Origin of the sequence: Micromonospora sp. NPDC047740, from assembly GCF_043204735.1 — a bacterium.
Lineage (GTDB): Bacteria > Actinomycetota > Actinomycetes > Mycobacteriales > Micromonosporaceae > Micromonospora.
Genome location: NZ_JBIDCT010000004.1, coordinates 304,961 through 325,402 on the forward strand (window position 1 = coordinate 304,961; position 20,442 = coordinate 325,402).

A 20,442-nucleotide genomic window follows, 5' to 3' on the forward strand; every position below is an offset into this window, starting at 1 on the left:
CCGGGCCCGGCCGCCACCCGTCGCGACCCGGCCGTCCATCGCGAACCCGCCGCCCATCAGGACCCCGCCGGCAGGGCAACGCGCAACAGGAAGCCGCGTCCGCCGGGGCGACGGCCAACCGTGACCGTGGCGTCCAGCCGCCGTGCCCGCTCGCGCAGCCCGACCAGCCCGTGCCCGGCCGCGCCGGGCTCACCGACCGGCCCCCGGCCGTCGTCGCGGACCTCCACGGCCGAGCCGTCCACCCGGACCTCGCACCGCCGCGCGCCGCTGTGCCGGACCACGTTCGTCACCCCCTCGCGTACCGTCCAGCCGAACAGTTCGTCCCGCTCCGCCGGCAGCGCCGGCACCGTCTCCGGCAGCTCCGCGACGATGCCCGCGGCGGCGAGCGCCGAGCGGGCGCCGGCCAGCTCCGTCGTCAGGCGCACCTCGCGGTACGCCCCGACGGTGCCCCGCACGTCCGCGAGGGCCTGCCGGGCCAGCCGCTCCACGTCGGCGATCTCGGCGGCGGCCCGGGCCGGATCCAGCTCCAGCAGCCGCCCGGCCAGCTCCGCCTTGACCGTCACCACGGTCAGCGAGTGGCCGAGGATGTCATGCAGGTCGCGGGCGGTGCGGGCCCGCTCCTCGGCCACCGCGAGCCGGCGGATCTCCTGCTGGGCGGCCTGGAGTTCGGCGTTGCGCTGGGCCAGCCGGCTCACCCCGAACATGGCGAACGAGGCGAGCAGGACGGCGAACACCACGGTGCTCTCGGCCTCCCAGCCGGGCACCAGGGCGGCCGTGACCGGCGGGGTCACCGCGGCGAGGAGGACCACCACGACCGCCTCGCGCGTCGACAGCAGGAACACCGCCGCCGCCGCGACGAAGACGAGTGTGGTGAGCCAGTCTCCCGAGGTGCCGGGGATGCCGGCCAGCCCGAGCCCGAGCAGCAGCGCCAGGGCCGCCCAGGCCCGGCCGCGCGGGACGCCCAGGTGCACCCGCCGACGGTTCCGCGCCCACTGGAAGACGCACACGTAGCTCACGCCGAAGGCGACCAGGGTGGACGCGCCCAGCACCCGACGCCAGAGCTCGGGCTGGTGCAGGGCGGTGAGCAGCGGGATGTTGAGGAAGAAGAGCCAGACGGCGGCGAGCAGCCAGCCGGTAACCCGCCAGTGGGTCCTCGGCTGGCTGCGCTCCGACGGCAGGTTCACGACGAACACGCTAAACCTCCGCCCCGGGGACGGGTCAGACGCGGCTGGTGTCGCGGCGGAACAGCCGGGCCGCGCCGAGGCCGAACACCGCCGTCCAGGCGACCAGGTTGGCGACCGACGCCCAGTCCAGGCCGTCCCCGGTCAGCGGGGCCCGGGCGAGCTGGCCGACGCCGTACACCGGGGTGAACTTGGCGATCTCCTGGAAAGCGTGCGGCAGCATCTCGAGCGGGACGAAGAGCCCGCCGAACATGGCCAGGATGGCCAGGACCGGGCCCATGAACTGCATGACGTTCTCGGCCGGGGCGAGGTAGCCGACGAAGAGCCCGAAGGCGGCGAAGACCAGCGAACCCGCCCAGGCGGCCAGCCCGGAGAGCAGCCAGATGTCGACCGGCAGGCGTACGCCGGCGACGGCGCCGACCGCGAACTCGACCAGCACGCCGGCCAGGCCGAGCACCATCGCGGTGGCCACCTTGATCGCCACGTACGCGGCCGGGCGCAGCGGGGTGAGCCGGAGCTGCCGGCTCCAGCCCAGCGCCCGCTCGGTGGCGACCGCCGCTCCCGCGCTGGTGGTGGCGACCATGGCCGCGTACACGGCGAGACTGATCATGATCCAGCCGGTGACCGGGCGGCCGTTGGGCAGCTCCTCGCCGCGCTGGGGCAGCCCGAACAGCAGGAAGAAGACCGCCGGCATGACCAGCGTGAACATCAGCGTACGGCGGTTGCGCAGCACGCGGCGGATCTCGATGCCGAGCACGGCGGTGGAGAACCCGCCCAGGGCAGGCGGACGGCGGTCGACGGGCCGGGCCGGCGTGGTGGTGGTGGTGGACGAGGCGGCGACGGTCATCTCAGGCTCCGATGGGCTGCGCGGAATCGGCGGTCAGGGTTTCGGCGGCGCCGGTGTCGGTGGTGAGGGCGAGGAACGCGTCCTCAAGGTTGCGGGAGGTGATCTCGAGGTCCCGCGCGGAGGTGCGGGTGAGCAGGTGCCGGGCGACGGTGTCCGAGTCGTCGGTCCGCACCAGCACCGCGTCACCGCGTACCTCGACCGCCTGGACGCCGGGCAGCGCGGCGAGCGCGGCCTGGTCGGCGCCGGGGAGGGTGGCCCGGACAATCCGGCCGACGGCCAGGTTCTTGATCTCGGCGGTGGTGCCGTCGGCGACCACTCGGCCCTGCCGGACCAGCACGATCCGGTCCGCGTAGGCGTCGGCCTCGTCGAGGTAGTGGGTGGCGAAGATGATGGTCCGCCCGTTCCGGGCGTCGGCCCGGATGGCCTGCCAGAAGTCCCGCCGCCCCTCGACGTCCATCCCGGTGGTCGGCTCGTCGAGCACCATCAGGTCGGGATCCGGCAGCAGCGCCAGGGCGAAGCGCAGCCGCTGCTGCTGGCCGCCGGAGCATTTGCCCACCGGGCGGTCGGCGATGTCGGCGATGCCGGCCCGCTCCAGCACCTCCGCCACCGGACGGGGCTGCGCGTAAAAGTGCGCGGTCAGCCTTACCGTCTCGGCGACGGTGAGGTCCTTGAGCAGGCCGCCGGTCTGCATCACGGCGGCGACCCGGCCGAGCCGGATGGCGTCGGACGGCGTGCCGCCGAAGACCCGGACGGTGCCGGCGTCTGGGCGGGCCAGCCCGAGCAGCATGTCCACGGTGGTGGTCTTGCCGGCGCCGTTGGGGCCGAGGAAGGCCACCACCTCGCCCGGCTCGACGCGGAGGCTGAGCCCGTCGACGGCGGTCACCGGGCCGAAGGTCTTGGTGAGTCCGGCCAGCTCGACGGCCGGTGGGATGTCGGTCATGACAACGATGCTCCGGGGAACGGCTGGGCCGTCCCCGGAGCGCGCGTCATCTTCCACCCGTGACATTTGTCAGGGCGGTGGACACCGATCAGTGCGCGCCGCCCTCGCGGGCCCGGCGCGGCAGCAGGAACGCGCCGACGAAGGTGACCACCAGCAGGCCCAGCTCCGCGCCTGCTGATCCGGGGCGTCGCCGGGCACGTCCGGGCCGGTGACTGACCGCCGCCGGGCCGGGTAACCGCCGGGCCGGGCAACCGCGACACGGGGAGGTCACCATGGCGGCACCGACGGGACGGGTCGACACGATCGTGCTGATCCACGGGCTCTGGATGACTTCACGCAGCTGGGAGCACTGGGCCGACCGGTACCGGGCGCAGGGCTTCCGGGTGCTCACGCCGGCCTGGCCCGGCATGGAGGCCGAGGTCGAGGAGCTGCGGGCGGACCCGACGCCGATCGCTGGGCAGCGGATCGCCGACATCACCGAGCACTACGCCCGGATCGTCCGGGAGCAGCCTCGGCCGCCGATCATCATGGGGCACTCGTTCGGCGGCCTGATCACGCAACTGCTGCTCGACCGGAAGCTCGGCGCCGCCGGGGTCGCCCTCCATCCCGCCCCGGTCAAGGGCGTGCTCCGGCTGCCGCTCAACACGCTGCGCTCAGCGTTCTCGATCCTGCGCAGCCCGGCGAACCGAAACCGCGCGGTGCCGTTCACCAAGGAGGACTTCCGGTTCGCCTTCGGCAACACGCTGAGCCCACAGCAGTCCGACGCGGCCTGGGAGCGGTACGCCGTACCCGGCGCCGGCCGCGTCCTGTTCGAGGCGGCGTTCGCCAACCTGGACCCGGACGCGGCCACCGAGGTGGACAAGAAGCGGGACGAACGCGCCCCGCTGCTGTTGACGGCCGGGGGCGCCGACCACGTGGTGCCGCCCTCGGTGGTCGTCGCCAACGTCAACCTCTACCGGAGCTCGACCGCGCTCACCGGGTTCCGCTGCAACCCCCACCGGTCGCACTTCGTCGGCGGCGAGCCGGGCTGGGAGGAGGAGGCCGACTACGCGCTGGAATGGGCGGTCGAGGCGGCCAACCAGTTCTCGCCGACCGTGGTCAGCGAGGCTCCCCCACACTGAGCAGCACGCCGCCGCCGGCCGTGGGCGCACGGTCGCCGCCGGTCGCGGGCGAGAGCTGGCGCGGTCGCTGCTGGCATAGGTGCCCTCGTCAGGGGTATGTGCGAGCCATGAGGGCGAGCTTCCGGCTTGGCCGGGTCGCGGGTGTACCGATCGGGGTCAACTGGAGCGTCCTGGTCATCTTCGTGCTGATCGCCTGGGCGCTGGCGGCCAGTCTGTTCCCGCGCTCCTACCCCGGCCATTCGGCCTTCGCGTACTGGGTGGCGGGGCTGGCCGCGGCGGTGGTCTTCTTCCTCGGCCTGCTCGCGCACGAGGTGTCCCACTCGGTGATCGCCAAGCGCAACGGGATCGAGGTCGAGGACATCACGCTCTGGCTCTTCGGCGGGGTGTCCAAGCTGAAGGGCGAGGCCCGGGATCCCGGTGCCGAGCTGCGGATCGCCGGGGTCGGGCCGCTGGTCAGCCTGCTGCTCGGCATCTTCTTCGGGGTGATCGCGTTCCTCGTCTCGCTCGCCACCGGGCGCGGCCTGCTGGTCGGCGCGCTGTCCTGGCTGGCCGGCATCAACGTGCTGCTGGCGATCTTCAACGTGCTGCCGGCCGCGCCACTGGACGGCGGACGGCTGTTGCGTGCGGTGGTGTGGCGGGCCACCGGCGACCGGACGAAGGCGTCGGTGGTGGCCGCCCGGGCCGGCTGGGGGCTCGGCATCGTGCTGATCGCCGTCGGGATCTGGCAGTTCTTCCGGGGCGCCGGGGTGGGCGGGCTCTGGCTGGCGCTGATCGGCTGGTTCCTGATTGGGGCCGCCGGAGCAGAGGAGCGCCAGGCCCGGATGGGCAGCGCCCTGCGCGGGGTACGCGTCGCCGACGTGATGACCCCGCAACCGCAGACCGCCTCCGGGGAGATGACCGTCGCCGATTTCGTGGACCACTACCTCTTCGCGTACCGGCACTCGGCGCTGCCGCTGACCGAGGACGGCCACCCGGTGGGCCTGGTGACCCTCGACCGGGTCCGGGGCATTCCGGCCGACCGCCGCGAGTCGACCACGCTGGGCGAGGTGTCCTGCCGGGCTGGGGAACTGGTGCTCGCCTCCCCGGACGAGCAGCTCACCGACCTGCTCCCCCGGCTCAGTCAGTGCGCCGACGGGCGGGCGCTGGTGGTGTCCGACCAGCGGCTGGTCGGCATCGTCTCGCCCAGCGACATCAGCCGGGCCGTGCAGCGCGGCAGCATGCGCGAGCAGATGACCGGCGGCCGCGGCAGCTGAGCAGGATCCCCGGGCAGCACTCCCACCGCCGCCCTTCGTACGGTCCCGGTGTGGACGAGCCCCTGTCGCCCGGGGTTGATCAGGGCGTCACGTTCCGGACGCCCTGATCAGCCCGCGGTCAGCGCAGCCCGTACGCTCGCAGGATCGTCTGGGTGACCTCGTTCCCGTCGGCGTCAGCGCCGTGCACCTGCAGCGAGACCGTGCCGGTGCCCGGCGGCACGAGCGCGTGGAAGACGCCGTCCTCGCCCGCGACCTTCACCGAGCGCCACGTCGCCCCTTCGTCGAACGACACCTCGACCCCGACGCTGCCCCCGGCCGGAGCCGCCAACCCGTCCTGGTTGCGCAGCGCGATACCGATGTTGTGCGGGTGGTCCCCGGGCACCGTTCCGGCCAGGTCGGCCGGAATGGAGTAGTCGAGTTGCAGGAGCGGCAGTGGCCGCGGTTCTTCCGGGTCACCGTCCGGGCGCCCCGACCGGAAGTCCCACGCCGTCTGCGTGCGCGTCGCCCACTGCCACTCCTTGGACGCCCGCTCGGTGGTCAACTCCAGCCGATATGAGGCGTCGGCGGCCACCGTCGGCACATCCCGCCGCGCATCGGGCAACTCGGCGAGCACGGCGCCGTCGCGCGACAGTCGTGCCGACACCAGGTCGCGCTCACCGCCGCCGCCCGACAGCGTGTAGTGGCCGGCGGCGTCGACGAATTCCGGTACCCGCAGGGCCAGGATGTCGCCACGGCGGGTCGACACCAGGCCCGCGACACCGCGGGGCGCCGCCGGACGCACCACCGGGGTGAACCAGTCCTCGCGGAGCCGGCTGTCGCCCTGGTAGCTGCGCGGAGCGTCGCGCATCCCGACGCCGAGCGGATTCATCTCGTCCCAGGTGTAGTAGTGCGCCACCCGGTGCTGCCACACCGAGTCACCGGCGGAAACCCACTCCTCGCGCTCCCCGCCCGTGCGCACCATGCGCTGGGTGTCGTTCCACGAGTACGTCTGCCAGGGGCGCCAGCCGAAGCGCTGCTCCTTGGCCCACTCATCCCCGCCGGTGTTGGCGTACCTGGTGATGATCCGCGCCGAGTTCTCCGCGGTTACCTTGTGGACGACCTGCGAAGGGATCCGGGCCCGCTCGACATGGAACACGTCGTAGAGGTACGGACTGGACACGGTAAGGGTGAGGCTGAGCATCGGCTTTCCCGTCGTGGCGGCGGCCTTCAGGCGCTGGCCGTCGTCGTTGGCGACCACCATCGCCGGGATCGGCTCCCGGGTGGCGATCGGCCGCCACACCGTCCATGCGGATTGCGTGGCCGGCCGCACGATCAGCGCGGCTGCGGCTCCGGCCGCTGCTGCGGCAGCCACCTGGGCGCTCTCGGAACGGCCCTTCGCACTGTCCATGAGCACCGCGGCTCCGCGTACGCCCGCCGCGGTCAACTCCGCTTCGGTGCCGGTGCCGGCCCAGACGAGCGGGAAGTTGCGTACCCCGTCGAAGGCCGGTGAGCGGTGCAGCAGGTTGATGTCGAGCGGCCCGGACACGCCGGACACGTGGGCGCTCACCATGGGCGCGACGAGTTGCCACCGGGAGGCGAACTCGTAGTCACCGTCGGTGACGGGGTCGGTGGGCGTCACGTTGACCTGCTGCACAGTGCTGAATTGCATGACCCCGTGGCTGATGCTCCGGCCGTTACCGAAGGTGCGGTGTACGTAGTAGCTCAGCACCGCCTGCTGCTCGGCGGGTTTCGGTGTCTCGATGGTGATCGGGGTCCCCTTGCGGGCGTCGATGACCACCTCGAGGTCCCGGGTGACCTTCAGCTGGGGGTCGGTGATCAGGGTGGCCTGTGAGTCAAGTGGCCCACCGTCCGAGATCAGGCCGTGCAGCAGGTAGTTGCCCTCCTCGACCTCGACGGTCAGAGGCTTGCCCTTTTGAATCCACTTCACCACGTCGGAGCGCGGGTCGACACCGTGCAGGGCGACCACGGACACGCTCGTGTCCGCGCCGCTGCGGTCCACCCCGCGCAGGGTCACGGTGTGCTTGGGGCCATCAAGGGTCACCGCCAGGGCAGTGGTGGTCAGCACCCCGTCAGCGCCGTTGGCCGTGAGCCAACCGCCGTGCCGTCCACGGGTGAGCTTGGCCGGGTCGATCGTGACCGGCACCTGCCGGCTCGTGCCTGCTGGTACGACGATCTGGTCAGCGCCGAGCGCGACAGCGTCCTGGTCCGCGGCGTGAGAGTCGAGGTTCTCCAGGCGTGCGGCGAGCGACAGCGTCACCGCGCTGTCCCCGGTATTGGTGACGGAGACCTGCCGGGTGATCGGCGCCTCGGCCGGCGTGGTGTCGGTGTGCACCCCGAAGTTGAGCACTCCGGTCGCGTGCACCTGCTGGGCAGTCGCCCGTGCCACGTCGACCCGGCCGGCGCCCTGCTGGTGCACCGTCAGGGCAGGATTGGTGCGGGCCGTGCTCACCAGCGCGTCCTTGAGTTGCGCGGCGTTCCAGTCAGGGTGGCGCTGGGCGAGGATCGCCGCCGCGCCGGCCACGTGCGGCGCAGCCATCGACGTGCCGGACGCCGCGGTGTAGTACGCGTCGACCGGCGTTCCCATCGCGGTACCGGCGGCCCGCGCCGCGACGATCCCGACACCCGGTGCGGTGATTTCCGGCTTCACCGCATAATCACCCAACCGTGGACCTCGGCTGGAGAAACTCGCGAGACTCTCGTCGCGGTCCACCGCACCGACAGTGAGCGCAGCGTCGGCCGCACCCGGAGTGCCCACGGTCGACTCCTCCCCCTCGTTACCAGCCGAGACGACGAAGAGGGTGCCGCTGCTCGCGGTGAGCCGGTTGACCGCCTCGCTCAACGGGTCGGTGCCATCGGTAGCACTTCCGCCAAGGCTCATGTTGACCACGTCGGCTCCGGAACTCACCGCCCACTCCATTCCGGCGATGATCCACGACTCGTTGCCGGAGCCACTGTCGTTCAGCACCTTGCCGATGAGCAGGTTCGCCCCGGGTGCGACGCCCTTGCGTCGGCCGTCCGAGGCGGCGCCGGTGCCGGCGATCGTGCTGGCAACGTGCGTGCCGTGTCCGAACTTGTCGGCGGTCGTGGCGCTGTTGGAGAAGTTCCTCGTCGCGCTGATCTTTCCAGCGACGTCGGGGTGTGTCGCGTCGATGCCGGTGTCCAATACCGCCACCGTGACACCGTCGCCGTCGTACCCCGACGCCCAGGCTGCCGGAGCGCCGATCTGCGGCACGCTACGGTCGAGGGTTGGCTTCACCCGCCCGTCGAGCCAGATCTGCGCGATGCCGGACCCCAGCTGCGGCGTGTCCACGCCGAGCGATCGGACGCCTGGGCCGCTGCCGGCCGCTGCCCGCCAGAACCCGGTCAGCCCGTCCTTGTCCTCGACGATCGCAGCGGCGCCGATGCTGTCCAGCCTGGAGACACTCCGTGCCCCGGCTATCGTCTGCCGGCCGGTCTCCCGGTAGCGAATGATCAGTGGCAGGTTTGGTGCCGCCTCGTCCCCGTAGCCCTGCTCGATGAGCTCCTGTACGTCGAACAGGTCGCCGTCGAGAACACCGGTGGACACGTACGGCACGACGTCGCTGGGCAGTACACGCAGGCCGCCGTCGACTTCCAGGGTGTGGAAGGTGATCGCTTCCCGGCCCGGCGCCGGCCGGACGGAGGCGGCGTACCTGCCGGGCGAGGCCTCGACCAACTCCACCACGTCGCCCGTTATCAGAGTGACCCGGGACGGGCTGGCGGTCGCGGCGGCTCCGCCAGCTTCTGCCGGGGGCGGTGGCGCTGCCTCGGCGGGAACGCCCACCGCCAGGACGCCGACCGCCGCCATGGCCGTCCAGCGTAAGAGCCGGTTCATCGTGTTACTCCTCTCAGCGAAGCTGGTCAACCACTGTTGACACCACCGGAGTCTGATTGCCGACACGATGGTGGTCACTAGGTGCCAGGTGCCACAGAGGCGACATGTCGCCAACTGGACACGCCCCGACGGGCAAGCTCGACGGTGTCGAAGATGTGCTGTGAAAGCGCGAAGGTGGCGGCCCGAACGCCCACCGCGGCGGGTCCTGCCGCCGCCTAACCGCGGGGGAAGTACCGGTCGAGCTCGTCGGTGCGGAACTTCCCGGCCGGGTCGAGGTCGGCCAGCAGGGCGCGGAAGTCGTCGTACCTGGGGTACGTGGCGGCCGGGTTCCGGCCGAAGAGCTTGCCCCAGTGCGGGCGCGGGGCGAACGGCGCCAGCCGCTCCTCCACCTCGGCGAGCACCGGGGCCACCCGCGCCGCGTCACCGATCCAGGTGAAGTGGATCGCCAGGCTGTCCCGGTCATGGTTCGGGCTGAGCCACAACCCGTCCGCGGCGACCGTACGCAGCTCGCAGACCTGGAGCACGGCGGCGATCCGCTCGGCGGCCGGGTCGAGCGCGGCGAGCGCCGCGGCGGCCGAGGTGCGGGGCAGGTGCCACTCCGACTGGAGTTCGTCACCGCTGCTCGGGATGAAGCCGAGCCGGAAGTGCGGCAGCCGCTCGTGCCACGGTCCGGGCGCGCCGAACTGGGCGGTGCAGTGCTCCGCCGGCATGCCGGGCACCGGGTGGCAGGGCGCGTCGGCGGCGACGGTGTCCAGCCAGTCCGCCGGGGGTGGTGGCGCGTCGGCCCGCTGTTTGAGCCACACCTGGTCCAGGCGGGACGAGCGCCAGCCGGTGAACACGCTCACGCTGTAGGCCGCGTCGCAGGCGGCTTCGAGCGCCGCGCGGGGCAGGCCGAGCCGGACGTACTGGCGGACCTGGAAGGCGGGCACCACGTCCAGGGTGAGCCGGGTGACCACGCCCAGTGCGCCGAGGTTGACCACCATCCCGGCGAACCTCGGGTGCGCGCGGTCCACGGTGAGCAGGTCGCCGTCGGCGGTGACCAGTTCCAGGGCGGCCACGGCGGTGGCGAGGTTGCCGTGGGCGGCACCCGAGCCGTGGGTGGCGGTGGCGACCGCGCCGGCCACCGAGATGTGCGGCAGCGAGGCGAGGTTGGCCAGCGCGTACCCCTCGGCGTGCAGGCGGGTGGCGAGGTCGCCGTAGCGCAGGCCGGCGGGGACGGTGACCGTGCCGCGGTCGCGGTCCAGCACGACGGTGGGCGGCAGCCCGGCCAGCGAGACCAGCTCGCCCGTGGTGTCACCGAGCCGGTTGAACGTGTGCCCGGTGCCCACCGCCCGCACCCGGTCGGCGCCGGCCACCAGCCGGCGCAGTTCGTCCAGGCTGGACGGCCGGTGGCGGGCCCGGGCGGCGTACCGCACGTTGCCCGCCCAGTTGCGGCCGGCGTCGGTCACGCGGTGGTCTCCCGGTCGGTGGTGGGTTCCTCGGCGAGGGCGGCGTGGAGCGCGCCGAGCGCGGCGTCGACCTGGCCCATGTCGTACCCGCGCAGCCCGACCGGGATGCCGGCGGCCCGGGCCTGCTCGATCTCCGCGCGGACGGCCCGCCGCTCGGCCGGGCCGCCCCGGGCCAGCGCATCCTGGGCGCGGCCCACCAGCTCGTCGACCGGCGCCGTCCCGTAGCCGCGCAGGGCGACGGTGAACGCGATCTCCGTCCCGGGGAGCTGGGTGGCCACCGGGGTGCGGGCGTCGGCGAACCGGCCACCGGAGTACCGGGTCAGCGCCGCCGCGATCTCGTCCGGGCTCTCGCCTACCTGGGTGAGGTGGAGGAGCTCGACGGCGGGCCGACCGTCGCGCGGGTGCCGCGCGGTGGTCCGCAGGCCCAGGCCGACGGCGGGCACCGCGACCAGCCTCCCCCGGTCGTCGAGGGCGAGCGCGTCGAAGTACTCCCAGCGGTACGTCCCGCGCAGGCCCGGGCGGCGCACGTCCAGCCCGTCCGGCCCGATGACGAAGCGGAACGGCCGCACCGCGCCGACCAGCGCCACGCCGCCGACCACGACGACCCCGAGTGCCGCCAGCATCCGCAGCAGCCAGCCCTCACCGGCGACGAGCACCATCACCCCGCCGAACACGCAGACGATGGCCAGCGGCAGTGTCCCCCGGCTGCGGTGCAGTTCCATGTCGTACCCCCGATCCGACGCCGTCGTCCGGGTGCATTTTCCGCCCACCTGTCAAGGCACGGTTGATTCGGCCCGGACGGGGAACCCGGTGCCGATGACCAGCCACCGCGACCCCGCCCCCACCCGCCGCCCCGAGGTGCGCCCGGCCGAGGAGAAGCTCGACCCGACCGGCGTGGGCCCCGGCCGGGTCGGCGCCGCACCGACCGGGCATCCGGTGCCGGCGCCGATCCCGGAGCCCGAGCCGGAGCCGCCGGGGCCCGGCCCGGCGCCTCGAACGGCCGCCGGGCGGGCGTGGTCGATCGTCAGAGCTGCGGCATGACCTCGGCGGCGACCAGCTCCAGGTGGTCCAGGTCGGTCAGGTCGAGCACCTGGAGGTAGACCCGCTGGCTGCCGATCCCGGCGTACCGGCCGAGCTTGTCGACGATCTCGGCGGGCGTGCCGGCGAGGCCGTTCTCGCGCAACTCGGCGGGCTCCCGGCCGATCGCCGCGGCCCGGCGGGCCACCTCCGCCTCGTCCCGCCCGCAGCAGAGCACCAGCGCGTTGGACCAGACCATGGTGGACGGGTCCCGGTCGACCTCGGCGCAGGCGTCCCGCACCCGCTGGAACTGGGCCGCCGAGTCCGCGAGCGAGGCGAACGGCAGGTTGAACTCGTCGGCGTACCGGGCGGCGAGGCGGGGCGTGCGCTTCGGCCCCTTCCCGCCGAGCAGGATGGGCGGCCGGGGCTGCTGCACCGGCTTGGGCAGCGCCGGCGAGTCGCTCACCGGGTAGTACTTGCCGGGGTGGTCGAAGGTCCGACCGGCCGGGGTCTCCCAGAGCCCGGTGATGACGGCGAGCTGCTCCTCCAGCCGGTCGAAGCGCTCCCCGACCGGCGGGAACGGGATGCCGTACGCGGTGTGCTCGTCGGCGTACCAGCCGGTGCCGATGCCCAGCTCGACTCGGCCGCCGCTCATCTGGTCGACCTGCGCCACGGTGATGGCGAGCGGGCCGGGGAGCCGGAAGGTGGCCGCGGTCATCAGCGTGCCGAGCCGGATCCGGGCGGTGTCCCGGGCCAGGCCGGCGAGGGTGGTCCAGGCGTCGGTCGGACCCGGCTCGCCGGTCACCGAGCCCATCTTCAGGTAGTGGTCGGAGCGGAAGAACGCGCCGAAGCCCGTCTCCTCGGCGCAGCGGGCCACGGCGAGCAGCTGGTCGTAGCTGGCGCCCTGCTGGGGTTCGGTGAAGATCCGCAGTTCCATGGCCCGAGCATATTGAGCCGCCGGGCCCGGCCGAGGGGGAAGGAGGGGACCTGCCCGGGCGGTCGACCTCCCTGCATTCCTTGACAGGCATATAACCGATGAGGCATATTGGACCGGTGTCCGTCGACGCCTTCGCCGTCCTGGCCGAACCCACCCGACGCCGCATCCTCGACCGGCTGCGCCGCACCGAGAGCAGCGTCGGTGACCTGGTGGACGCGCTGGGGATGAGCCAGCCGGCCGTCTCCAAGCACCTCAAGGTGCTCCGCGAGGCCGGCTTCGTCACCTGCCGCACCGCGGCCCAGCAGCGGATCTACCGGATCGACCCGGGCCCGCTGCGCGCGGTGGACGACTGGCTCAGGCCGTACCGGCGGATGTGGGCGGACCACCTCGACGCCCTGGAGCGCCACCTCGACAGTCAGGAGTGACCATGGAGCGCGACAACTTCCGGCCCGGCCCGCTCGCCGAGGTCGCCCGCGTACCGGCCGGTGACCGGTGGGACCTGGTGTTCGTCCGGGACCTGCGGCACCCGCCGGAGAAGGTGTGGGCCGCGCTGACCGAGCCGGACCAGCTGGCCCAGTGGGCGCCCTTCCTCGCCAGCCGCGACCTCGGCACGCCCGGCGGGGCCACGCTCAGCATGGTCGACGGCGATCGGACCTTCGAGGCGCCGGCCACCGTGGTCCGCGCCGAGCGCCCGTCGCTGCTGGAGTACACCTGGGGCGACGACCTGCTGCGCTGGGAGCTGGCCCCGGCGGGCCCGGGCACCCGGTTGACCCTGCGGCACCGGATCGAGCAGGCCGACCAGGCCCCGATCATGGCCGCCGGCTGGCACCTCTGCCTGGACGTGGCCGGCCACCTGCTCGACGGCGACCCGGTCGGCCCGATCCGCGGCGGCGAGGCACTGGACTTCGGTTGGGCACGGCTGCGCGACGCGTACGCCGAGCGGCTGGACTCCTGACGCGGACGCCGTGGGGGCGGCGGAGCGCCACCCCCACGGCCGCCTGATTCAGCGCGCGGTGGCCGGGACGTCTGGCAGGGTGATCGCGGTGGCCGCCTTGCGGATCGGCTCGGTGACCCGGCGGATCATCCCCTCCCGGCCCGGCAGGTGCGGCATGAGCCGCAGCATCAACGTCTGGAACCGGATCTGCGCGGCCGAGCCGAGCACCATGCCCTTCAGGTTGCGCTCGGCGAGCTGCTGGTTCGCCGCCACGAACGGGCGCATCCGCCGCTCGTACGCGACGAACCCGGCGGCCGGGTCGCCGGCCGCCTCGGCCAGCGACGCGGCCAGCACGTACGCCCCGACCAGGCTCAGGCTGGTGCCCTGCCCGGAGGCCGGCGAGGCACCGTAGGCGGCGTCGCCGAGCAGCCCGACCCGCCCGGTCGACCAGCCGTCCATCCGCACCTGGCTCATCGCGTCGAAGTAGAAGTCCGGCGCGTCCGACATCGCGGCGAGCAACTCCGGCACCCGCCAGCCGGCCCCGGCGTACGCCCGGGCCAGTGCCGCCTGCTGCCCGGCGACGTCCCGGCGGTCGGGCTCCTCGGCCGGCGAGGGGAAGAGGAAGAGGGCCCGCGCGTCCGGCGCGCCGGCGGTCCGGTAGACACCGACCGTGCGTCCCGGGGCGGGGTGCATCAGCTCGACCCGCTGCTCGCCGTACCCGGCCGGCACCGTGAAGATCGCGATGTGGTGCCCGAGCGGGCGCAGGTATGCCGAGCCAGGGCCGAAGGCCAGCCGCCGCACCGTCGAGTGCAGCCCGTCGGCGCCGATCACCAGGTCGAAGCGGCGGCTCGGTGCCCGCTCGAAGGCGACCTCCACCCCGTCGGCCCGCTGGTCCAGCGCGACGATCGAGTCGTCGAAGAGGTAGTCCACGTCGCGGGTGGCGTCGACCAGGATGCGGGCCAGGTCGCCGCGCATGACCTCGACGTCGTCCCCCTCCCGGCCGCCGAAGAGCGCGGCGTCCATGGTGGCGCGCTGCCGGCCCGACGAGTCCACGAAGCGGGCCAGCCGCATGCCGGTGTCGTGCCGCCGCACCTCGTCCCCCAGGCCCATCCGGTCGACGACCGCCAGGGCCGCACCCCGGATGTCCACCTTGTAGCCCCCGGCGCGGAGCGCCGGGGCGCGCTCGACGACGGTTGGACGGAAACCGTGACGGCGCAGCCACCAGGCCAGAGCGGGGCCGGCGACACCGGCGCCGGAGATCAACACATCGGTCATGCCGATGACTGTACAAGCGTGTTAGACAGTTGTGCAAGACGCTTGTTCAAGAAATCCGCTACCCTGTCGGCATGGGAAATCGGGAGGACCTGCTCGCCGGTGCCAAGCGCTGCCTGATCGAGAAGGGATACACGGGCACCACGGCCCGGGATGTCGCCACCGCGGCCGGCACCAGCCTGGCCGCCATCGGTTACCACTTCCGCACCACGAAGGCCCTGCTCAACGAGGCCCTGATCGAGGCGATGGCGGAATGGGGTGAGGAGTTGGGCCGCGCCCTCGCCGAGGACACCGACGCGACGGCCACGCCCGAGCAGCGGTTCGAGGCGACCTGGGAGCGGATCATCGAGTCCTTTGCCCGGCTGCGCCCGCTCTGGGCCATCCAGTTCGAGCTGATCGCGCAGATGGACCGCCTACCGGAACTGCGGGCGGCGTTCGCCACCGCCAACCACCAGGCCCGGATCGGCCTCGCCGAGGTCTTCCACCGGGTCGACCCGGCCGCCGACGAGCCGACCGCGCTCGCGCTCGGCGCCTTCCACCAGGCGCTGCTCGGCGGCCTGGCCGCCCAGTACCTGGTCGACCCGGAGGCGGCGCCGTCGGCGGCGGAGCTGACCCGGGCGCTGCGGATCGTCGCCGACGAGTTCCGCGCCGGTCAGGGCTGACCGAGGCCGGCCTCCCGGGCCCGGACGATGGCCCGGCCGCGGTCGGCCACCTGGAGCTTGGCGAGCACGTTGGACAGGTGGTTGCGGACGGTCTTCGGGCTGAGCGTCAACCGGCGGGCGATGACCACGTTGCTCAACCCCTGGGCGACCAGGTCGAGCACCTCGCGCTCCCGGTCGGTCAGCTCCGGGAAGGGCGCCGCCCCGGACGCCCGGGCCCCGGACAGGTAGCTCACCGCCCGGCTCGCGATCACCGGGCCGAGCAGCACCTCGCCGTTGGCGACCGCCCGGACCGCCCGCTCCACCTCGGCCGGCGCCGCACCCTTGAGCAGGTAGCCCCGGGCACCGGCGCGCAGCGCCGCGAAGACCCAGTCGTCGTCGTCCAGCATGGTCACCACCAGCACTCCGATACCCGGGTGCCGGGTGACGATCTCCCGGGTGGCCGCCACCCCGGACCGGCCGCCCAGGTGCAGGTCCATGATGATCACGTCCGGCCGCTGCTGGTCGGCGACGCGGAGCGCGCCGTCCGCGTCGGCGGCCTCGCCGACCACCGCCAGCCCGGCAGTCGAGGCGAGCAGCGCGGTCATGCCCAGCCGGAACACCGGGTGGTCGTCCACCACCGCGACCCGGATCGTCTCCCCGCTCACGGCCCCACCACCGCCGGCCGCACCGGGCCCGGCCCGGCAGCCTCCACGCCGGCAGCGGACCACGCCTGTTCCCCCGAGATGGCGGGGTCGGGCCGCGCGGCGTCCACCGTCGGCAGCGCCCGATCCGACTCGTACGCCGACAGCCGCGCGGCCGGCACCCGGACGAGCACGCTGGTGCCGCCGCCCTCCCCCGGCGACACGACGCAGACGCCGCCGACCCCCTCGGCCCGTTCCCGCATCGAGCGCATCCCGATCCCGCCCGGCGTCCCCGGCGCCACGCCCCGCCCCTCGTCCTCGACCCGCACGGTGAGCCCCGCGTCGTCCCGGTCGACGCGCACCCGACAGCTCGCCGCGCCGGAGTGCCGGTGCACGTTGCGGACCGCCTCGGAGACGATGCCGTAGATCGCGGTCGCCACCGGCTCGGGCAGCGGCAGCGGCGCGGCCAGCACCCCGACGGCCAGCCCCGATCCCTCGTACCGCTGGGCCAGCTCGTGCAGCGCCGGGGCGAGGCCGCGCTCGCCCAGCACCGGCGGCAGCAGCCCCCGGGCCAGGTCCCGCACGTGCTCGACGCGCTGGTCGACCTCGTCGCGCAGCCGGTCCAGCAACCGCCCGGCCGCCTCGGGATCCACGGTGAGCAGGTTACGGGTCGCCTGCAGGCCCAACGCCACCCCGGCCAGCGCCGGCCCGAGCCCGTCGTGCAGGTCGCGCCGCAGCTTGCGGCGTTCCTCCTCACGCGCCTCGGCCAGCCGGGCCCGCGAGGCGGCCAGCGCCCGGCTGGTGGCGGCCAGGCTGGCCGCCGAGGCGACCACCGGCACCAGGTCGACCAGGGCCGAACGGGTACGCCCGTCCAGCCGCTCCCCCGCCCGGGCCCAGGCCACCAGCCGACCGATCTCGGTGCCGCCCCGGCGTAGCGGAAGCACCAGCGGCGCGCCGACCGGCCCCGGGGACGACCCGTGCGCGGCGTACGGCTCCGGACCGTCCACCTCGATCGCGCAGGCGCCGAGACGGAGCAGGTCGGTCAGGCTCTGCGCCACCCCGGTCAGCACGTCCGCCGGGTCCGCGGAGGCGCTGATCCGGTGCCCGACGCCGCGTACCACGCCGAGCGGCTCCACCGCCTCGCCGTGGATCAGCCGGTCGACGCCGCGCTGCACCCGGGCCCGCACGGGCTGCATGCCCACCGCCACCAGCGCGGTGACCAGCACCCCCGGCACCGCGGGACTGGCCGGCAGCAGCGCGTCGAGCACGCTCACCCCCACCACGTACGCGGTCACCAGCAGGAAGGTGAGCAGGAACCAGACCAGGGTGCGGCGGACCGCGATCTCGATCCCCCACAGCCGCTGCCGGAGCACCACGGCCAGCACCGCGGCCGGGAAGAACGCCTGGGAGGCGAGCATGGCGGTCGGGGCGAGCCAGTCCGGGACGTACCCGGCCCAGCCGGGGAAGCCCAGCGGGGCGAAGCTGACCGCGAGCAGCCCGGTGCCGACGGCCAGCCAGCCCAGCCCGACCCGCTCGGCCGGCGGCCCGGTACGCCACCGGTGTACCAGGCCGGCAGCGGCGACCAGGCCGAGCAGCGGCACCGCCCGGAACAGCAGCAGGTCCCCGGTGTCCACGACGTCCGCCCAGCCGGGCACGCCGAGCGGCAGCGCGCCCGAGGGCCGGCCCGGCCGGCCGGGCCAGGTCAGGTGGAACAGCTCGATCCCGGCGGTCACCAGGGCGCCGGCGGCCACCGCGACCCGGGCCGGTACGGGCAGCCGCCCCTCCCGGACCAGCCAGGGCACCACCGTGATGAGCGCGAGCATCCCGGGCACCCAGGCCCAGTCACGGGCCGAGGTGAGCAGCACCGGGGCGGGCAGCCCGGGCCGCACCGCGAGCAGGTCCACGTACTGCGCGCTCAACGCGGACAGGCCGCCACCCACTCCGGTCGCGGCGAGCAGCCAGGCGACCGGGTGCCCGCGCCGCAGCAGCACCAGCCAGGCGACCGTGCCGTAGACCGCGCAGTCGGTGAAGTCGACCAGGAAGAAGAGCTGGGACAGGCCCCACGGCCGGCGGGCGAGGACCCAGCAGACGGCCGTACCGGTGAGCAGGAGCGCGCAGCCGGCGGCGACCAGCCGGGCGGCGACCGGGTGACGCCGGTCGCCGCCCGGTGGTGCCGTCGTCGGCTCGGCGGACATGGGCTGATCCTGACAGCCGCCGGGTCAGTTGCCGAGACCCCGACGCTCTAGCGCGAATGTCAGTCCGGCGACAGTGGCCCAGAGCGCCGCCGGGGCCAGCGCCAGATACTGCAGTGGCACCGCCTGGGTGACCACCACCAGCAGGGTCATCAGCAGACTGAACACCGCCAGCCAGCGGCTCACCGACCGGCGGCGCAGCCCGGCGACCGCCACCGCGCCGGCGCTGAGCCCGGCCCCCGCCCACACCCATGGGAGGGTGTTGTAGCCGGTGGCCAGCGCCGCGACCGTGTCGGCGTCGGTCTCGGACAGGTGCAGCAGGTCCCAGTAGAGCTCGGTGGAGACACCGCCGCCGACCAGCAGCAGCGCCGCGGTGAGCAGCAGGCCGCCGGCCGCCACGTCGGGCAGCAGGCCGCCGGCCGGCTCCCGGGCCGCCAACCGCCGCCGCAGCCCGGCCGCGAAGACCGCCAGGCAACCGGCGGCCAGCCCGGACAGCACCTGGAAGACCCAGACGTACGCCTCCCGGCCGTCCATCGCGGCCACGTACCGGGCGTTGTCGGCGATCAGCGACCGGTCCACGTCGGACAGGCCCGGGCTGAACAGGAAGAGCGCGACGCCGGTGAGCCCGGCGAGCGTCCCGGCGACCGCCCAGGCGCGGCGGGGACGGTCGGTGGCGGTCGTGGTGGCGGTGGCGGTGGCGTCGAGCGTGGCGCTGGTCATGGTTCCTCCTCCGGTCGGGGGCCGCGGCGGATCGCCGCAGGCGAAGCGTGGCCGTCCCGGTGTCCCGGGCGCATGGGCCACGGCGTCCCGATCGTCCGGGCGGTTCCGCCGCCGGCCCGGGACACCACCGGCGTCCCGCCCGGTCGGTACCGGTGTCCCTGGCGATCGGGACGGCGCACCCGCCACGGTGGAACCGCCACACCGACGAGGAGGCCGCCATGGAGCACCGCCACGACCTGCTGACCGCCGTACGCGAGCTGGCGCCGGAGCTGACCGCCCGGGCCGAGGAGATCGAGCAGGCCCGAGAGCTGCCCGCCGACCTGCACGACCGGCTCCGCGCGGCCGGTTGCTTCCGGATGTTCGTGCCCCGCAGCCACGGCGGCTACGAGGTGGACCTGCGCACGGGAATGGCGGTGCTGGAGACCCTGGCGCGGGCGGACGGCTCGACCGGTTGGACCGTGATGATCGGCGCGGAGAGCCCGCACCTGCTCGCCATGCTCCCCCGCGACCGGTTCGACAAGCTCTACGCCGCCGGCCCGGACGTGGTGGTGGCCGGCGGTTTCGCCGCACTGGGCCGGGCCGAGCTGGCCGACGGCGGGTTCCAGGTGAGCGGGCGGTGGGGGTTCGCCAGCGGCTGCCGGCACGCCGACTGGATCTTCGGCAACTGCCTGGTCACCGCGGACGGCCAGCCGCTGCCCGGGGCGGACGGGCAGCCGCCGGAGACCCGTTCGATGCTCTTCGCGGCCGACCGGGTGACCGTGGTGGACACCTGGCACGTGCTCGGCCTGCGTGGCACCGGCAGCCACGACGTGCTGGTCGAGTCGGCGTTCTGTCCGGCGGAGGAGAGCTTCGACCTGTTCACCGGCACGCCGTGCGTTCCCGGGCCGGGGTTCGTGGCGCCGCTGGTGCATTTCGTGCTGCACCTGGGTGCGGTCGCGGTCGGCATCGCGCAGGGCGCACTGGACGAGATGACCGCGCTGCTCGGCGACGGGCGGCAGCGCCTCTACGCCCGGCAGCCGCTCGCCGACTCGCCCGCGTTCCGGGTCCAGCTCGGTCGGGCCGACCTGAACGTCCGCGCCGCGCGGGCCCTGCTCGCCGCGCTCGCCGACGAACTCTGGGCGGCCTGCGCCGAGGACCCGGGACGGATCGCCGCCCTGCACCCGACCATCTCCGCCTCGCTGCCCTGGGTGACCGAGCAGGCGATCGCCGCCGTGGACACCTGCTACCGGGCGGCCGGCGGCGGTGCGGCCCGGGACTCCGCGCCGATCCAGCGCCGGTTCCGGGACATCCACACGTTCGCGCAGCACGCCGCAGCCGCCGAGGGCTGGCTGGGGAACAACGGGGCGCAGTTGCTGGGCCGGCCGGTGACGCTGGCGTACTGACCTGACCCGGGCCGGTGGGTGGAGGGGTCCCCCGGCCCAGGGGCCGGCGTGCAGAGGGGTCCG

19 protein-coding genes are annotated in these 20,442 nt (G+C 74.1%); 7 read left to right on the top strand and 12 right to left on the bottom strand.

The window, feature by feature from the left end:
- Positions 1 to 56 precede the first annotated feature (56 nt).
- The 4 genes from ACGF4F_RS10605 to ACGF4F_RS10620 all read right to left on the bottom strand — a co-directional run bounded on the left by ACGF4F_RS10605 (position 57) and on the right by ACGF4F_RS10620 (position 3,242).
- Positions 57 to 1,184, bottom strand: a complete 1,128-nt coding sequence (locus ACGF4F_RS10605) for a sensor histidine kinase (protein ID WP_393076640.1) — start codon at positions 1,182 to 1,184, stop codon at positions 57 to 59.
- A gap of 34 nt (positions 1,185 to 1,218) precedes the next feature.
- Positions 1,219 to 2,028 carry an ABC transporter permease gene (locus ACGF4F_RS10610; RefSeq protein ID WP_393076643.1) on the bottom strand — a complete coding sequence of 270 codons (810 nt, stop codon included), beginning with the start codon at positions 2,026 to 2,028 and terminating at the stop codon, positions 1,219 to 1,221.
- Between the two features lies 1 nt (position 2,029).
- A complete protein-coding gene (locus ACGF4F_RS10615; RefSeq protein ID WP_393076646.1) occupies positions 2,030 to 2,968 on the bottom strand; it encodes an ABC transporter ATP-binding protein in 939 nt (312 codons plus the stop codon).
- A gap of 88 nt (positions 2,969 to 3,056) precedes the next feature.
- Complete coding sequence (locus tag ACGF4F_RS10620) at positions 3,057 to 3,242, bottom strand: hypothetical protein (protein WP_393076649.1); 186 nt, start codon at positions 3,240 to 3,242, stop codon at positions 3,057 to 3,059.
- Between ACGF4F_RS10620 and ACGF4F_RS10625 the strand changes: the two genes are divergently transcribed.
- Both ACGF4F_RS10625 and ACGF4F_RS10630 read left to right on the top strand, forming a co-directional pair.
- Positions 3,241 to 4,089, top strand: a complete 849-nt coding sequence (locus ACGF4F_RS10625) for an alpha/beta fold hydrolase (RefSeq protein WP_357434849.1) — start codon at positions 3,241 to 3,243, stop codon at positions 4,087 to 4,089. The genes ACGF4F_RS10620 and ACGF4F_RS10625 overlap by 2 nt on opposite strands.
- A gap of 107 nt (positions 4,090 to 4,196) precedes the next feature.
- Positions 4,197 to 5,342 carry a site-2 protease family protein gene (locus ACGF4F_RS10630; RefSeq protein ID WP_393076652.1) on the top strand — a complete coding sequence of 382 codons (1,146 nt, stop codon included), beginning with the start codon at positions 4,197 to 4,199 and terminating at the stop codon, positions 5,340 to 5,342.
- A 118-nt stretch (positions 5,343 to 5,460) separates the two neighbouring features.
- Here the strand turns inward: ACGF4F_RS10630 and ACGF4F_RS10635 are convergent, their stop codons facing one another.
- The 3 genes from ACGF4F_RS10635 to ACGF4F_RS10645 all read right to left on the bottom strand — a co-directional run bounded on the left by ACGF4F_RS10635 (position 5,461) and on the right by ACGF4F_RS10645 (position 11,365).
- Positions 5,461 to 9,195, bottom strand: coding sequence for a S8 family serine peptidase (locus tag ACGF4F_RS10635; RefSeq protein WP_393076655.1), 3,735 nt, complete (start codon positions 9,193 to 9,195; stop codon positions 5,461 to 5,463).
- A 215-nt stretch (positions 9,196 to 9,410) separates the two neighbouring features.
- Positions 9,411 to 10,643 (bottom strand): FAD-binding protein, encoded by a 1,233-nt coding sequence (locus tag ACGF4F_RS10640; RefSeq protein ID WP_393076658.1) that lies wholly within the window; start codon positions 10,641 to 10,643, stop codon positions 9,411 to 9,413.
- Complete coding sequence (locus ACGF4F_RS10645; RefSeq protein WP_393076661.1) at positions 10,640 to 11,365, bottom strand: hypothetical protein; 726 nt, start codon at positions 11,363 to 11,365, stop codon at positions 10,640 to 10,642. The genes ACGF4F_RS10640 and ACGF4F_RS10645 overlap by 4 nt, the downstream gene beginning before the upstream one ends.
- 94 nt (positions 11,366 to 11,459) lie before the next feature.
- Here ACGF4F_RS10645 and ACGF4F_RS10650 point away from each other — a divergent pair, with 94 nt between their 5' ends.
- Positions 11,460 to 11,684 carry a hypothetical protein gene (locus ACGF4F_RS10650; protein ID WP_393076664.1) on the top strand — a complete coding sequence of 75 codons (225 nt, stop codon included), beginning with the start codon at positions 11,460 to 11,462 and terminating at the stop codon, positions 11,682 to 11,684.
- Here the strand turns inward: ACGF4F_RS10650 and ACGF4F_RS10655 are convergent.
- Complete coding sequence (locus ACGF4F_RS10655; protein WP_393076667.1) at positions 11,668 to 12,597, bottom strand: LLM class F420-dependent oxidoreductase; 930 nt, start codon at positions 12,595 to 12,597, stop codon at positions 11,668 to 11,670. The genes ACGF4F_RS10650 and ACGF4F_RS10655 overlap by 17 nt on opposite strands.
- 116 nt (positions 12,598 to 12,713) lie before the next feature.
- Here ACGF4F_RS10655 and ACGF4F_RS10660 point away from each other — a divergent pair, with 116 nt between their 5' ends.
- Entirely contained in the window at positions 12,714 to 13,022 is a 309-nt protein-coding gene (locus tag ACGF4F_RS10660; RefSeq protein WP_393076670.1) for an ArsR/SmtB family transcription factor, read from the top strand.
- 2 nt (positions 13,023 to 13,024) lie between these two features.
- Positions 13,025 to 13,552: an SRPBCC family protein gene (locus ACGF4F_RS10665; RefSeq protein WP_393076673.1), complete on the top strand. Its 528-nt coding sequence runs from the start codon at positions 13,025 to 13,027 to the stop codon at positions 13,550 to 13,552.
- 48 nt (positions 13,553 to 13,600) lie between these two features.
- On the opposite strand, the gene ACGF4F_RS10670 is transcribed toward ACGF4F_RS10665, so the two are convergent.
- Positions 13,601 to 14,806 carry an FAD-dependent monooxygenase gene (locus ACGF4F_RS10670; RefSeq protein WP_393076676.1) on the bottom strand — a complete coding sequence of 402 codons (1,206 nt, stop codon included), beginning with the start codon at positions 14,804 to 14,806 and terminating at the stop codon, positions 13,601 to 13,603.
- 71 nt (positions 14,807 to 14,877) lie between these two features.
- Here ACGF4F_RS10670 and ACGF4F_RS10675 point away from each other — a divergent pair, with 71 nt between their 5' ends.
- A complete protein-coding gene (locus ACGF4F_RS10675; RefSeq protein WP_393076679.1) occupies positions 14,878 to 15,465 on the top strand; it encodes a TetR/AcrR family transcriptional regulator in 588 nt (195 codons plus the stop codon).
- Here the strand turns inward: ACGF4F_RS10675 and ACGF4F_RS10680 are convergent.
- From ACGF4F_RS10680 to ACGF4F_RS10690, 3 genes are read right to left on the bottom strand one after another with little or no spacing between them, the layout of a single operon-like run.
- A complete protein-coding gene (locus ACGF4F_RS10680; protein ID WP_393076682.1) occupies positions 15,456 to 16,109 on the bottom strand; it encodes a response regulator in 654 nt (217 codons plus the stop codon). The two genes, ACGF4F_RS10675 and ACGF4F_RS10680, sit on opposite strands and share 10 nt — an antisense overlap.
- Entirely contained in the window at positions 16,106 to 18,280 is a 2,175-nt protein-coding gene (locus ACGF4F_RS10685) for a sensor histidine kinase (protein WP_393076685.1), read from the bottom strand. Before ACGF4F_RS10685 ends, ACGF4F_RS10680 begins: the two co-directional genes overlap by 4 nt.
- 24 nt (positions 18,281 to 18,304) lie before the next feature.
- Complete coding sequence (locus ACGF4F_RS10690; RefSeq protein ID WP_393076688.1) at positions 18,305 to 18,997, bottom strand: hypothetical protein; 693 nt, start codon at positions 18,995 to 18,997, stop codon at positions 18,305 to 18,307.
- A gap of 218 nt (positions 18,998 to 19,215) precedes the next feature.
- On the opposite strand from ACGF4F_RS10690, the gene ACGF4F_RS10695 reads away from it, so the two are divergent.
- A complete protein-coding gene (locus tag ACGF4F_RS10695; protein WP_393076691.1) occupies positions 19,216 to 20,379 on the top strand; it encodes an acyl-CoA dehydrogenase family protein in 1,164 nt (387 codons plus the stop codon).
- Positions 20,380 to 20,442: the final 63 nt, after the last annotated feature.